This is a genomic window from Streptomyces sp. NPDC090445, from assembly GCF_044769385.1.
GTDB lineage: Bacteria > Actinomycetota > Actinomycetes > Streptomycetales > Streptomycetaceae > Streptomyces.
The window spans coordinates 37,385-52,381 of record NZ_JBIVXV010000002.1; the positions used below are offsets into that span (position 1 = coordinate 37,385).

The window sequence follows — 14,997 nt, forward strand, 5'->3', positions numbered from 1 at the left end:
TTCCGGCACCCCGGGCCGGGGCCGGGGCCGGTCAGCAGGACTTGGCGTCGGGCGGCGGGATGAACACGGTGTCCAGGACGCGCTCGTCGGCGAAGTCGACCGAGGTCCACTTCAGCGAGGTCGCGCCGTTGCGGAAGCTGAGCTCGTCCGGCAGCTCGTCGGCGGTGATGTCCTTCCCGATGTACACGACGGACAGCGTGCCGGAGCAGTTCTGCGCGGCGGGCGGCCGGCTGCCGGGAGCCATGCCGTCCTGCGGGCCCACGTTCACGGTGAGCGTGTTGATCGGCGCGTACGTGAACGAGTACTGGGCCGAGCCCGAGGTGGCGCGTTTCATGTCCACCCGGAAGTGGCCCAGCCGCAGCGGGACCGCCGAGCAGGGCCGCCGCGCCTCCTCCGGGAAGATGTGCACTCCGCTGTCGGTGGCGAACAGGGCCATGGGAAGGCGGGGTTCGCTGTTCTTCAGGTGCTTGAGGTAGTCGCGCCGCTCCGCCTCGCCCATGTTCGCCGTGGGCACGCACGACAGGGTGGGCGACGGCGAAGGCGTGGGCGTCGGCAGGGCGACCGGCGTACTGGCTGCCGACGACGGCGGCGGCGACGACGACGCGGGCCGGGAAGCGAACGGATCGGCGAGGGACGTCCCGGATGCCCCCGGGCCCGCACACCCCGCGAGCGCGAGCGCGGAGACGGCCAGTAGGGGCAGCAGGGGAACGACGGGCACACGGATTCGGCGCATGCAGCCTCCTCGTCAGGCGCGGCCGGTGTCCCTTCCGATGCTGGCAGCCCGGCCTCCGCAGCGGCATCCGTAGAACCGCCTACGTATCCCCGCCGTCCATTGCGGGTACCGGAGTTCCTGGGGGGAGGGTCACCATGACGGACAGGGTTCCACTGGTTGGCCGGGGGGCCGAACTGGACCGGCTGGAGGCGGTGCTCGACGGGAGGGGAGGCCGGCCGGGCGTCGTCGACCTGACGGGCGCGGCGGGGATCGGCAAGAGCCGCCTGCTGACCGAGTTGTGCGAACGGGCCGCGGACCGCGGGATGGCGGTACTGCGCGGCCGGGCCACCGAGTACGAACGACACATTCCGTTCCGCCTGTTCACCGACGCCTTCGCCGACCTGGACCCGGCCCTGCTGCACGGCCTGGACCCCCGGTCGCCGGCCGCCCCCGTTCTGTACGGGGTGGGGGCGCCGGCCGGGGAGCCGGAGCCGGGGGCCCGGGCTGCCGCGCCGGGGGTCGACGGGGCAGGTCCCGCGGACCGCTTCGCCGCGCACCGCGCGACCGCCCGGCTGCTCGCCGAGCTGGCCGGGCGCGGCGGGACCGGCCTCCTCATCGCCCTCGACGACCTGCACTGGGCCGACCCGGCCTCGCTGGAGCTCCTCGACCACCTCGTACGGCACCCCCTGCGCGCGCCCGTCGTGATCGCCGGGGCCCGGCGGGACCGGCAGACCTCGCCCTCCCTCACGGCCGCACTCACCCGGGGCGTCGACGCCGGGGCCGTACTGTGCCTGGACCTCGGGCCGCTCGCCGAGGACGCCTGCGTGGAACACCTCGCCGCCGGGCTGCCGCCCGACCGGGCCGCCCGGCTGTACGCGGCCAGCGAGGGCAACCCGCTGTACTTCCTGACCCTGCTCCAGGGGCAGTCCGGCAGCGCGGTCCCGGCCGGCGGGCTCGCCACCCTGCTGCTCGACGAGCTGACCCCGCTGACCGTCGCGCAGCGCCGCACCGCCGAGGCCGCCGCCGTGCTCGGCGACCACAGCACGCCGTCGCTGCTGGCCCTGACCCTGGCGGCCCCCGACCTGGCCGGGCTCCACGCGGACCTGAGCGCCCTGGCCCGCCGCGACCTGCTGCGACCGGGCCCGGGCGGCGGGTGGTCGCTGCGCCATCCGGTGCTGCGGGCCGTGGTCCACGAGAACACCGAGTACCGGCGGCGCGCCGGAATGCACCGGCGGGCCGCCGCCGCGCTGGCCGGGGCCGGCGCGGCCGCGTCCGTACGGGCCCACCACGTGGAGCGGGCGCTGACCGGCTGGGACCCGGACCTGGCCGATGTCCTGCTGGAGGCGGCCGGGCAGTCCGAGACCACGGCCCCGGCGAGCAGTGCGCACTGGCTGGGGGTGGTGCTGCGGGTGCTGCCGGACACGCCCCGGTACACCGCGCGGCGTCGGGAGCTGATGCTGAAGCGGGCGCGGGCTCTCAGCGTCTGCGGAAACCTGCGCGAGAGCCGGGACCTGCTCCACGAGGTGATCGCCACGATACCGACGACGGACGACGCCGGCCGGGACGACCTGCACGCCCGGGACGAGGGCGACGCCGCCGGGGTGCGGGCGGCCGCGGTCACCCTGTGCGCCTCGATGGAGCGCCACCTCGGCCAGTACCGGGCCTCGGTCGCCCTCCTGCGCCGGGAGCTGCGGCGGCGACCCGCCCCCGGGCCCGCCGAGGCGGTGGCACTCGGCCTGGAACTGGGCTCCTCCGCGCCGCATTCCTCGGCGTACCGGGACGTCCGCCCGGAGGTGCTGCGCACGTACGAGCTGGCCCGCACGCTCGGCGACGAGCCGGCGGCGGCGGGCGCCCTGGCGATCTCGGCGCTCGGGGAGGCGTACGACGGGAACCTGCCCGCCGCCCGGGAGTACACCGACCGGGCCGGGGCCTGCGTGGACGCCCTCACCGACCGCGACCTCGCGGACCTGTGCGAACCGCTGGCCCGGCTCGGCTGGGCCGAGTTCTACCTGGAGCGGTACGAGGACGCCGAGCGGCACGCCGACCGGGGCGTGGCCATCGCGCGGCGGGGCGGGCCCCTGCACCTGCTGCCGCACCTGCTGCTGTGCAAGGCGAACGTCCACATGCACTCGTGCCGGCTCGGCTCGGCCCTGGACCTGGCGGACGAGGCCGAGAGCATCGCCCGCGGCATCGGCAGCGACGAACTGCTGGCGCTGGTCCTGGCCAACAAGGCGCAGGTGCTGATCGCGGCCCAGCCGCCCGACGACGGCCTCGCGCTGGCCGCCGCCGAGGAGGCGGTCGCCGCGGCCGGACCGCGGACCAGCTGGTGGGCGTCCCTGGCGTGGTGCGTGATGGGCTACGCCGCCCTGCACGCCGGAGACACGCGGCGGGCCCGCTCGGCGATGCTCCGGGCGGGCGGGCCCGACCTGGCCGGGCTGCAGCCGTCGATGCGGCCGCTGTTCCTGGAGGTCCTGGTCACGGCGGCCGTGTGCGCGGGGGACCTGGCCGGCGCCGAGGCCTGGGCGCAGCGGGCCCGCCGCGAGGCGGACCACCTGGACCTGCCCGTCCAGCGGGCGTCGGCCCTGCGGAGTGAGGGCCAGGTCCTGGCCGGGCAGGGCTCCCCCGGCGCGGCGGCCCAGCGCTACGCGCTGGCCGCGGAGGAGGCCGCCCGCTCCGGCGCAGCCCTGTGGGAGGCGCAGTCCTTGCTCCTCTGCTCGTCCCTGACGGCGGAGTCGGGCGACACCGACGCGGCGGAACGGATGTGGCGCCGCGGCCGCGGCCTGGCCGAAACGGGCGGCGCCCACCTCCTGACGGGCCTGGCGGACCTGCTGCGCCCGACCCGAGTGACGGGGGCGGCGGGGTCTCCCCGATTACCGGGTCTGACCCGACGCGAACAGGAGATCGCGGCCCTGGTCGCGGAGGGCCTCACCACCCCGGCCATCGCGGCGCGCCTGTACCTCAGCCCGCGCACGGTGGACACCCACCTCTCCCACATCTTCCGCAAGACGGGCGTCACGAGCCGCTCGGCCCTGGCCGCCCTGACGGCCCGCACGACCTCCCACCCGGCCTCCCGCACCGGCGTTGTCAGTGGCACCGCCTAGCGTGGTACGAGCCGGGCCCGACCGGCCCGACGAAAACCACAAGGGGGAGAAATGAAGCGCACGTTGAGGCCCCGCAAGTCCGTAGCGACAGCGGCAACGACGGCGGCGATGACGGCGGCACTGGCGATGACGATCGGGGCGGGCCAGGCCTCGGCACAGGACGGACTCATCGGCTACCCCGGCCCCGACGGGCTGATCTGGGTGCAGGAGCAGAGGGGCTCCGGCGGCTTCGTCTCGGGCGGCCTCGCCGCCCGGCTGGACACGTACACCACCTTCGCCTGCGAAGGCGGCGGCAGCATCGAGGTGGCCTTCCGCCTCGAAGAGCATCCGGACCGCAACCCGGCCCCCTTCGCCCTCGCCTGCCCGGCCGGCAGCCCGGCCCGCATCACGGTCCCCCTGGGCACGGGCCTCCACGGCGGCTTCCACGCCGTGGTGACGGCCTCGTCCCCGTCCATACGCTGGGGCGCGACGGTCGTCCAGCCGGAGTAACACCAGGCCCGGCCAAGCTGCCCTCGACGGTACAGCTGAAAGCCCGCTTCGACGCCTCCAACGCGACGATCCAGAAGTCCGTCCGGCTCCTCAAGGACGAGGGACTGGCCGTCGGGCGGGCGGGCGCCGCAGTGACCGTACGCGAGAACCGGCAGCGGACCGTACGCCCGGCGGGCTCCCTCACCCCGGCGGCGGCCGGAGCCGCCTACCCGTGGCTCACCGAGGCCGCGGACCGGCAGGCGGTGGCGCGCAGCTCGCTGCTGTCGGTCGACGAGGTTCACGTCATGGGCGACGTTGCGACGGCCCTCGGCCTGCCCGAAGGCAGCCCGGCAGTGTGCCGACGACAGCTGATCAGCGTCGACGGCGAGCCTGCCGAGCTCGTGAGCTCGTACTATCCGCCGGACATCGCCAGGAACACGCCCCTGGCCGAAGCCCGCCGGATCCGCGGCGGCACGCCGACCCTGCTGACCGAGCTCGGCTTCCCTCCGCGCTCAGCGTGGACCGGGTATCAGCCCGGGTCGCCACGCAGGAGCAGTACAGGGCCCTGCGCCTCCCGGGTGAGCTGCCGGTGCTGCGCACGCTCCGCACGGTGTACGGAGACGGTGACCGGCCCGTGGAGGTCACGGTCATGGTGAAGGCCGGACATCTCTACGAACTCCGGTACGAGTTCACGCCCGAGCCCTGACGCGCCGCACCCACGCGCCACGGCGCCCGCCGTCCCTGGTCGGGGAAGGTGGCGGGCGCCGTGTCGAGTTCCGCACGCCGTTGTACGGACCGTATGAGGGGTCCTCCCGCGTCAGCGGGAGGGGTACTGCAGGTCGTACTGCCGGACTGTGCTCAGACCGCCAAGGCGCGGTCCGTCGGCTTGACCGGGTACGGGAGGGTGCTGCTGCCCGTCAGGTAGCGGTCGACGCCGCGGGCCGCGGAGCGGCCCTCCGCGATGGCCCACACGATGAGGGACTGGCCGCGGCCGGCGTCGCCGGCGACGTAGACGCCGTCGACGTTGGTGGCGTAGGCGGCGTCGCGGGCGATGTTGCCGCGCTCGTCCAGCTGCAGGCCGAACTGCTCGACCAGGCCGTTGGACTTGTCGGTGCCGGTGAAGCCCATCGCGAGGGTGACGAGCTGGGCCGGGATGCGGCGCTCGGTGCCCTCGCGCTGGACGAGCTTGCCGTCGACGAATTCGACCTCGACCAGGTGCAGGGCCTGGACGTTGCCGTCCTCGTCGCCCTCGAAGTGGGTGGTGGAGACGGAGTAGACCCGCTCGCCGCCCTCTTCGTGGGCCGAGGTGACCTTGTAGAGCATGGGGAAGGTCGGCCACGGCTGGGCGACCGGGTTCCGCTCCTCGTTGGGGCGGGGCATGATCTCCAGCTGGGTGACGGAGAGGGCGCCCTGGCGGTGGGCGGTGCCGACGCAGTCGGCGCCGGTGTCGCCGCCGCCGATGACGACGACGTGCTTGCCCTCGGCGGTGAGGGGCGGGGCGACGTAGTCGCCTTCCTGGACCTTGTTGGCGAGCGGCAGGTACTCCATGGCGAAGTGGATGCCGTTCAGGTCGCGGCCGGGGACGGGCAGGTCGCGGGAGACGGTGGCGCCGGCGGCGATGACGACGGCGTCGAACCGCTTGCGCAGGTCGGTGGCGGTGATGTCGCGGCCGACCTCGATGCCGGTGCGGAACTTGGTGCCCTCCGCGCGCATCTGCTCGATGCGGCGGTTGATGTGCACCTTCTCCATCTTGAACTCGGGGATGCCGTAGCGCAGCAGGCCGCCGATGCGGTCGGCACGCTCGTACACGACGACGGTGTGGCCGGCGCGGGTGAGCTGCTGGGCGGCGGCGAGGCCGGCCGGGCCGGAGCCGATGACGGCGGCGGTCTTGCCGGAGAGGCGGTCGGGGGCCTGCGGGGCGACGCCGCCGTTGTCCCACGCCTTGTCGATGATGGAGACCTCGACGTTCTTGATGGTGACGGCCGGCTGGTTGATGCCGAGCACGCACGCCGACTCGCACGGGGCGGGGCACAGGCGGCCGGTGAACTCGGGGAAGTTGTTGGTGGCGTGCAGGCGCTCGGAGGCGGCCGCCCAGTCCTCGCGGTAGGCGTAGTCGTTCCACTCGGGGATGAGGTTCCCGAGCGGGCAGCCGTTGTGGCAGAACGGGATGCCGCAGTCCATGCAGCGGCCGGCCTGCTCGCTGATGATGGGGAGCAGGGAGCCGCGGACGTAGACCTCGTTCCAGTCCTTGAGCCGCTCCTCGACGGGGCGGGAGCAGGCGGTCTGGCGGGTGGTGGTGAGGAAGCCCTTCGGGTCAGCCATGGGTCGCCGCCTCCATCATCTTCTCGGTGGTCTCGGACTCGGAGAGTCCGGCCCGCTCAGCGGCGTCCTTGGCGGCGAGCACTGCCTTGTACGTGGTCGGGATGATCTTGCTGAAGCGGGCCGCCGCGGCGTCCCAGTCAGCGAGGAGCTTCGCGGCGACGGTCGAGCCGGTCTCCTCCTCGTGGCGGCGCACCACATCGTGCAGCCACTGCTTGTCCTCGTCGGAGGGGGCCTCGACGGCCCCCGCGTTGCCGGCGTTGACCTGCCGCGGGTCGAGGTCGACGACGTACGCGACGCCGCCGGACATGCCGGCCGCGAAGTTGCGGCCGGTCTCGCCGAGGACGACGGCGGTGCCGCCGGTCATGTACTCGCAGCCGTGGTCGCCCACGCCTTCCGAGACGACCAGGGCGCCGGAGTTGCGGACGCAGAACCGTTCGCCGGTGCGGCCGCGCACGAACATCTCGCCGCCGGTGGCGCCGTAGCCGATGGTGTTGCCGGCGATGGTGCTGTATTCGGCGAGGTGGTCGGCGGCGCGGTCCGGGCGGACGACGATGCGGCCGCCGGAGAGGCCCTTGCCGACGTAGTCGTTGGCGTCGCCCTCCAGGCGGAGGGTGACGCCGCTCGGCAGGAAGGCGCCGAAGGACTGGCCGGCGGAGCCGGTGAAGGTGAGGTCGATGGTGTCGGCGGGCAGGCCCGCGCCGCCGAACTTCTTGGTGACCTCGTGGCCGAGCATGGTGCCGACGGTCCGGTTGATGTTGCGGATGGCGACCTGGGCGCGGACGGGCTGGGCCGCCTCGGCGGTGGCCGCGCCGAGGGCGTCGGCGGCGAGCTCGATCAGCTCGTTGTCGAGGGCCTTCTCCAGGCCGTGGTCCTGGGGGACGAGGGCGTGGCGGACGGCGCCGTCGGGCAGGCCGGGCACGTGGAAGAGCGGCTCCAGGTCGAGGCCCTGCGCCTTCCAGTGGGTGACGGCCTTGGCGGTGTCGAGCAGTTCGGCGTGGCCGACGGCCTCTTCGAGGGTGCGGAAGCCCAGCTCGGCGAGGAGTTCGCGGACTTCCTCGGCGATGAACTCGAAGAAGTTGACGACGAATTCGGGCTTGCCGGAGAAGCGGTCGCGCAGGACCGGGTTCTGGGTGGCGATGCCGACGGGGCAGGTGTCGAGGTGGCAGACGCGCATCATGACGCAGCCGGAGACGACGAGCGGCGCGGTGGCGAAGCCGAACTCCTCGGCGCCGAGGAGGGCGGCGATGACGACGTCGCGGCCGGTCTTGAGCTGGCCGTCGGTCTGGACGACGATCCGGTCGCGCAGCCCGTTGAGCAGCAGGGTCTGCTGGGTTTCGGCGAGGCCGAGCTCCCAGGGGCCGCCCGCGTGCTTGAGCGAGGTGAGCGGGGAGGCGCCGGTGCCGCCGTCGTGGCCGGAGATGAGGACGACGTCGGCGTGGGCCTTGGAGACGCCCGCCGCGACCGTGCCGACGCCGACCTCGGACACCAGCTTCACGTGGATGCGGGCGGCCGGGTTGGCGTTCTTGAGGTCGTGGATGAGCTGGGCGAGGTCCTCGATGGAGTAGATGTCGTGGTGCGGCGGCGGGGAGATGAGGCCGACGCCCGGGGTGGAGTGCCGGGTCTTGGCGACCCACGGGTAGACCTTGTGGCCGGGCAGCTGGCCGCCCTCGCCGGGCTTGGCGCCCTGGGCCATCTTGATCTGGATGTCGTCCGCGTTGACCAGGTACTCGGAGGTGACGCCGAAGCGGCCGGAGGCGACCTGCTTGATCGACGACCGGCGGGCCGGGTCGTACAGGCGGTCCGGGTCCTCGCCGCCCTCACCGGTGTTGGACTTGCCGCCCAGCCGGTTCATGGCGATGGCGAGGTTCTCGTGCGCCTCCTTGGAGATGGAGCCGTACGACATGGCGCCGGTGGAGAACCGCCTGACGATCTCGGAGACGGGTTCGACCTCGTCCACGGAGACGGCGGGGCGGTCGCTCTTGAAGGCGAAGAGGCCGCGGAGCGTCATGAGGCGCTCGGACTGCTCGTTCACCCGGTCCGTGTACTTCTTGAAGATGTCGTACCGGCGGTTGCGGGTGGCGTGCTGGAGGCGGAAGACCGTCTCCGGGTCGAACAGGTGCGGCTCGCCCTCGCGGCGCCACTGGTACTCGCCGCCGATCTCCAGCGCGCGGTGCGCGGGGGCGATCCCGGAGGCCGGGTAGGCCTTGGCGTGGCGGGCGGCGACTTCCCTGGCGATGACGTCGAGGCCGGCGCCGCCGATCTTGGTGGCGGTGCCCTGGAAGTAGGTCTCGACGAACTGCTCGTCGAGGCCGACGGCCTCGAAGACCTGGGCGCCGCGGTAGGAGGCGACGGTGGAGATGCCCATCTTGGACATGACCTTCAGGACGCCCTTGCCGAGGGCGTAGATCAGGTTCCGGATGGCCTTCTCGGGCTCGATGCCCTCGATGAACGTGCCGTCGCGCAGCAGGTCCTCGACGGACTCCATGGCGAGGTACGGGTTGACGGCGGCGGCGCCGTAGCCGATGAGGAGGGCGACGTGGTGGACCTCGCGGACGTCGCCGGCCTCGACCAGCAGGCCCACCTGGGTGCGCTGCTTGGTGGCGATGAGGTGGTGGTGCACTGCGGCGGTGAGCAGCAGCGACGGGATCGGCGCGTGCTCGGCGTCGGAGTGCCGGTCCGAGAGGACGATGAGGCGGGCGCCGCCCGCGATGGCGGCGTCGGCCTCGGCGCGGATCCCGGCGATCCGAGCGGCGAGGGCGTCGGCGCCGCCGGAGACCCGGTAGAGGCCGGAGAGGGTGGCGGCCTTCATGCCGGGCATGTCGCCGTCGGCGTTGATGTGGATGAGCTTGGCCAGCTCGTCGTTGTCGATCACCGGGAAGGGGAGCGTGACGCTGCGGCAGGACGCGGCGGTGGGCTCCAGCAGGTTGCCCTGCGGTCCGAGGGAGGACACGAGCGAGGTGACGAGCTCCTCGCGGATGGCGTCCAGCGGCGGGTTGGTGACCTGCGCGAAGAGCTGGGTGAAGTAGTCGAAGAGGAGCCGGGGCCGCTCGGAGAGGGCGGCGATCGGGGAGTCGGTGCCCATGGAGCCGATCGGCTCGGCGCCGGCGCGGGCCATCGGCGCGAGGATGACGCGGAGTTCTTCCTCGGTGTAGCCGAAGGTCTGCTGGCGGCGGGTGACCGAGGCGTGGGTGTGCACGACGTGCTCGCGCTCGGGCAGGTCCGTCAGCTCGATCTCGCCGGAGTCGAGCCATTCGGCGTACGGGGCGGCGGCGGCCAGCCCGGCCTTGATCTCGTCGTCCTCGATGATCCGGTTCTGGGCGGTGTCGACGAGGAACATGCGGCCCGGCTGGAGGCGGCCCTTGCGGACGACCCTGGCGGGGTCGATGTCGAGGACGCCGACCTCGGAGGAGAGCACGACGAGGCCCTCGTCGGTGACCCAGTAGCGGCCGGGGCGCAGCCCGTTGCGGTCGAGGACCGCGCCGACCTGGGTGCCGTCGGTGAAGGTGACGCAGGCCGGGCCGTCCCAGGGCTCCATCATCGTGGAGTGGTACTGGTAGAAGGCGCGGCGGGCCGGGTCCATGGAGGTGTGGTTCTCCCAGGCCTCCGGGATCATCATCAGCACGGCGTGGGGCAGGGAGCGGCCGCCGAGGTGCAGGAGCTCCAGGACCTCGTCGAAGGAGGCGGAGTCGGAGGCGTCCGGGGTGCAGATCGGGAAGATCCGGTCGAGGGCGCCCTGCCCGAAGGCATCCGTGACGAGCTGGGACTCGCGGGCCCGCATCCAGTTCCGGTTGCCCTTGACCGTGTTGATCTCGCCGTTGTGGGCGACGAACCGGTACGGGTGGGCGAGCGGCCAGGACGGGAAGGTGTTGGTGGAGAACCGGGAGTGGACCAGGGCGAGCGCCGAGGCGAAGCGGCGGTCGGAGAGGTCGGGGAAGAAGGGCTCCAGCTGGCCGGTGGTCAGCATGCCCTTGTAGACGATGGTGCGGGCGGACAGCGAGGGGAAGTAGACCCCGGCCTCGCGTTCGGCGCGCTTGCGCAGCACGAACGCCTTGCGGTCGAGGGCGATCCCGGTGTTCTCGCCGTCGGCGACGAAGAGCTGGGAGAAGGCCGGCATGGTGGCGCGGGCGCCGTTGCCGAGCAGCTCGGGGGTGACCGGGACCTCGCGCCAGCCGAGGACGGTGAGGTTCTCCTCGGCGGCGATGGCCTCGATCTGCTCCACGGCGGCGGCCTGTGCGGTGCCGTCGGCGGGGAGGAAGGCGATGCCGACGGCGTACGCGCCGGCTTCGGGGAGCTCGAATCCGGTGGCCTCGCGGAGGAAGGCGTCCGGGACCTGGCAGAGGATGCCGGCTCCGTCGCCCGAGTCCGGCTCGGAGCCGGTGGCGCCGCGGTGCTCGAGGTTCCGCAGTACGGTCAGCGCTTGCTCGACCAGCGTGTGGCCGGCCTCGCCGCTGAGGTTGGCCACAAAGCCGACGCCGCAGGCGTCGTGCTCGTTGCGCGGGTCGTACATGCCCTGTCGGGCGGGGCGACCGTCCATGGGCGACCAGGCGGTGTTGCTGGGGCCGGTCGCGGAGTGCGTGGATGCGGAACGCATCGGCTCTCCCGTCGTCGTCGTGGCATTGGTGCATAGCCGAGGGACGACGTTGGCCCTCTGCGAAATTTCGTGCAGGTTACATGATGGCTGCCATCCCGGGAAGCGGATATCGGCGTTTCAGCATGTGGACACCGCACGGGGCAGAGAAGGGGTGTTCCGGGGTCCCGCAGGGTCCTGCGGGAGTGTGTCGTAGCAGGTCAGGGTGGGTTGCGGCGCGTGCGGTGGCACGACGCCGGGCTGGTTCCCGGCGCGAAGAAGGTGGGCATCGTTGCCCGGCGCGCCCTGCTGTGATGCCCGGCGGACACGGGATCGAAACCGCCGGGTAACGAACTACTTATGTTGTGCTCTGCATAGTGTCTCATTCGATGCGCGGTCAGCCTATGGCTGTGCCGATCCAGGTTCCCAGGATGTACGTCACACCGGCGGCCGCGCCACCCAGGAGCAGCTGTCGGAGGCCGCTGGACCACCAGGACCGGGCGGTGACCTTGGAGACGACGGCCCCGCAGGCGAAGAGTCCGGCCAGGGCGAGCAGCACCGCGGGCCACAGGGCCGTGGCGCCGAGCAGGTAGGGCAGGACGGGCAGCAGCGCGCCGAGCGCGAAGGAGCCGAACGAGGACGCCGCGGCGACCAGCGGCGACGGCAGGTCGTCGGGGTCGATCCCGAGCTCCTCGCGGGCGTGGATCTCCAGGGCCTGGTCGGGGTCGCGGGACAGCTGCATGGCGACCTCGCGGGCGAGGGCCGGGGTGACGCCGCGGGAGACGTACAGCTCGGCCAGCTCCTCCATCTCGTCGACGGGGTGCCCCAGCAACTGCTGCCGTTCGACGTCGAGTTCGGCGAGGACCAGCTCGCGCTGCGAGGCGACGGAGGTGTACTCGCCCGCGGCCATCGAGAAGGCGCCGGCGGCGAGGCCGGCCAGCCCGGTGATGACGACGGCGTGCGGGGCGACGGCGCCGCCGGCCACGCCGGTCATCAGGGCGAGGTTGGAGACGAGCCCGTCCATGGCACCGAACACGGCCGGCCGCAGCCAGCCGCCGTTGACGTCCCGGTGGGTGTGGTTGTCCCGGTGGGCCGTGTGCAGCGGCGCTTCGGTGTCGATGATGGACATGCGACGTATCTCCCCTTTTGTCCGTACGGGGGCACACGGGAGCCCTGGCACGCTCCCCTCCCCCTCAACACCTCGAAACTACGCACGATTTCTGTTGCCCGCCAGCAAGGAAGGCCGTACTTACCTGGGCATTTGCGGGTCGGCGACCGGGTGACGACGGCGCGGCCGGGGTGTTTCGCGACGACCGGCAAACCGCATGTCATGACACAAATCCCCCTAGGGGTCGTGAGGGCCCCGTCCAGCCCCCTCGGATGGACCCCTTCGGATGGAGAGGCGCGCGCCATGGAGCTGACCGCCGCATGCACTCCGGGCAGTCCCTGCCCCCCGCAGGTCCTCCTCGAACGGTCCAGGGGCGCCCTCCTGGGCCTCGCGGTGGGCGACGCGCTGGGCGCCCCCGCAGAGAACATGAAACCGTCGGAGATCCGCGCGAGATGGGGCCGGATCGAGGGCTTCGTCACCGAGGACCCGACGGGCACGGACGACACCGAGTACGCGATCTTCTCGGGGCTGCTGCTGGCCCGGCACGGGTCGGCGCTCACCGTCGCGCACGTGGAGCGCGCCTGGCACCACTGGATCGCCGACCTGGACGAGGGCCCGTTCCGCGGGGCGGGATTCTCCGAGCGGGGCACGCTGGAGAACCTGCGGCGGGGCCTCGCGGCGCCCATCTCCGCGCAGCACCGGCACGCCTGGTCGGACGGCCTGGCGATGCGGGCGGCGCCGTTCGGGGTGTTCGCGGCGGGGCGGCCGGCCGAGGCCGCCCGGCTCGTCGCGATCGACGGCACCGTCAGCCACGACGGGGAGGGCATCTACGGCGGCCAGGCCGTCGCGGCGGGCGTCGCCGCGGCGATGGCCGGCGCCGGGCCCGCGTCGGTCGTCTCCGCCGCCCTCTCGGTCATCCCGTCCGACTCCTGGACCGCCCGCTCCCTGCGCCGGGCCGCCACCGCCGCCCCGCGCGGCGAACGGGCCGTGCGCTCCGCGGTGGTCATCGGCGGCTACCCGTGGACGGACCTGGCCCCGGAGGCCGTCGGCCTGGCCTTCGGGGCGTTCGCCGCCTGCCGGGGGGACTTCGCCGACTCGGTCCTGACCGCGGTGAACATGGGCCGCGACGCGGACACCACGGCGGCCGTGGCGGGCGCCCTCGCCGGGGCGCTGCGCGGCGTCGGCGCGATCCCCGGGGCGTGGGCGTCGGCGATCGGGCCGGTGCGCGGCCGGTGCCTGCCCTCGATGCGCGGCTACCACGTCCTGGACGTCGCCGACCTCCTCACCCCGGAATCCGAGACCCCCCGATGACCCCACCCCAGGACCCCGCCCCGCCCGCACCGCCGACCGCCCCGGCTCCGGCCCGCGCGTTCTGGTCCCCCGCCGACGGCGACACCCCCGTACCGCAGGCAGCCCCCGCCGACGCCGTGGTCGTTCCACGGGCGGCGGCCCCCGCAGGGCCCCCGCCCGCCCTGGCGGGCAGCGCGCCCCCGGCCGGGGCGGGCGGCGGGCTCGGGACCGTGGCGGGCGGCGGGCTCGCGGCCGTGGCGGGCCGGGGGCGCGGGGGCGGCGCGGGCCGGGGTGGGGAGGTGTGGCGGGGGCGGATCGAGGGGTTGCTGATCGGGTTGGCCGTGGGGGACGCCGCCGGGTGGCCCGCCGCCCGGCACCGGGCCAGCCGGATGCCCCAGTGGACCCGCCGGCTCACCCGGGAGCTGGATACGTTCGCCGAGCAGAACGCCACCACCACCCTCCCCGTCCCCATCGCCTTGAACCAGCCGCCGGAGCCCCTGCTCCTCGGCCCGTCGGACGACGCCGAGTGGGCGGCGTTCGCAGCCGAGTCGGTGCTCACCGCCGGCGAGGGGCTGCTCAGCGACCTCGGCCCGTCCCGCCGGATGCGGGCCGCGATCGACCTCGCCTGGAACGCCCTGGCCAGCGAGATCGCCGCCGCGGCGGAGCGCGCCCCCGAGGTCGAGTCCGCCGTGCTGCCGCTGCGGGCACGGATCTCCGTACGGGCCGGCCTCGGCAATCTCGCCGCCGGGCTGCGCCCGCCCGCCACCGGCCACGACAACCCGCACTACTTCGACGACGCCGCCTGCGTCCGTGCCTGCGTCCTCGCCGTCGTCCACCCCGGCGACCCGGAGGCCGCGGCCGACCTCGCCGAGTTCGACGCCCGCTACACCCAGGACGGCGACGGCGTCCACGGTGCCCGCGCCATGGCCGCCGCCCTCGCCGCCGCCCTCGCGGGCGCGGACACCGACAGCGCCGTCGAGGCCGCCCTCGCCCAGCTGCCCGGGGCCACCGAGATCGGCCGCAACGCCCGCCACGCCGTGAAGCTCGCCCGTACGCACACGGAGGGCGGCGGCGCCTTCGCCATCGTCCCGACCCTCGAACACGAGATCGTCGACCACGTCTACAGCTACGGCATCGCCGCCGCCGAGACCGTCCCGGTCGCCCTCGCCCTGGCCACCGCCGCCCGCGGCCGGGCGGTCGACGCCGTCCCGGCCGCGGCGTGCCTGTCCCGCGTCGCGGACTCCGCCCCCGCCCTCGCCGGCGCGCTCACCGGCGCCCTCGGCGGCGGCGACGCGATCCCCGCCGCCTGGCGCGATGCCTGCCGCGTCCTGTCCGGCTGCGCCCTGCCCCGCCTCGCCGGCACGGACCTCGTCGAACTCGCCGCGCTGCTCGCTCGCACGGAACTCACCTCACCCAAGGGATGATTCGG

General features: G+C 73.8%; 8 protein-coding genes and 1 pseudogene. 5 read left to right on the forward strand and 4 right to left on the reverse strand.

Annotation, left to right across the window (positions count from 1 at the left end):
• Positions 1-31: 31 nt before the first annotated feature.
• Positions 32-733, reverse strand: a complete 702-nt coding sequence (locus tag ACIQUT_RS04885; protein ID WP_403559453.1) for a hypothetical protein — start codon at positions 731-733, stop codon at positions 32-34.
• 134 nt (positions 734-867) lie between these two features.
• Here ACIQUT_RS04885 and ACIQUT_RS04890 point away from each other — a divergent pair, with 134 nt between their 5' ends.
• From ACIQUT_RS04890 to ACIQUT_RS04900, 3 genes and pseudogenes are all read left to right on the forward strand, one after another.
• Positions 868-3,813, forward strand: a complete 2,946-nt coding sequence (locus ACIQUT_RS04890) for an AAA family ATPase (RefSeq protein ID WP_403559455.1) — start codon at positions 868-870, stop codon at positions 3,811-3,813.
• 51 nt (positions 3,814-3,864) lie between these two features.
• Positions 3,865-4,302 (forward strand): hypothetical protein, encoded by a 438-nt coding sequence (locus tag ACIQUT_RS04895; RefSeq protein WP_403559458.1) that lies wholly within the window; start codon positions 3,865-3,867, stop codon positions 4,300-4,302.
• Positions 4,272-4,987 (forward strand): annotated as a pseudogene (locus ACIQUT_RS04900) (GntR family transcriptional regulator). Before ACIQUT_RS04895 ends, ACIQUT_RS04900 begins: the two are co-directional and overlap by 31 nt.
• A 152-nt stretch (positions 4,988-5,139) precedes the next feature.
• On the opposite strand, the gene ACIQUT_RS04905 reads toward ACIQUT_RS04900, so the two are convergent.
• The 3 genes from ACIQUT_RS04905 to ACIQUT_RS04915 form a co-directional block, all read right to left on the reverse strand.
• Positions 5,140-6,603, reverse strand: a complete 1,464-nt coding sequence (locus tag ACIQUT_RS04905) for a glutamate synthase subunit beta (protein WP_403559460.1) — start codon at positions 6,601-6,603, stop codon at positions 5,140-5,142.
• Entirely contained in the window at positions 6,596-11,137 is a 4,542-nt protein-coding gene (gltB, locus tag ACIQUT_RS04910; protein WP_403560574.1) for a glutamate synthase large subunit, read from the reverse strand. The genes ACIQUT_RS04905 and gltB overlap by 8 nt, the downstream gene beginning before the upstream one ends.
• Positions 11,138-11,567: 430 nt before the next feature.
• Positions 11,568-12,299: a VIT1/CCC1 transporter family protein gene (locus ACIQUT_RS04915; RefSeq protein ID WP_403559463.1), complete on the reverse strand. Its 732-nt coding sequence runs from the start codon at positions 12,297-12,299 to the stop codon at positions 11,568-11,570.
• A gap of 282 nt (positions 12,300-12,581) precedes the next feature.
• On the opposite strand from ACIQUT_RS04915, the gene ACIQUT_RS04920 reads away from it, so the two are divergent.
• Both ACIQUT_RS04920 and ACIQUT_RS04925 read left to right on the forward strand, forming a co-directional pair.
• Positions 12,582-13,589, forward strand: coding sequence for an ADP-ribosylglycohydrolase family protein (locus tag ACIQUT_RS04920; protein WP_403559467.1), 1,008 nt, complete (start codon positions 12,582-12,584; stop codon positions 13,587-13,589).
• Complete coding sequence (locus ACIQUT_RS04925) at positions 13,586-14,992, forward strand: ADP-ribosylglycohydrolase family protein (RefSeq protein WP_403559470.1); 1,407 nt, start codon at positions 13,586-13,588, stop codon at positions 14,990-14,992. Before ACIQUT_RS04920 ends, ACIQUT_RS04925 begins: the two co-directional genes overlap by 4 nt.
• Positions 14,993-14,997: the final 5 nt, after the last annotated feature.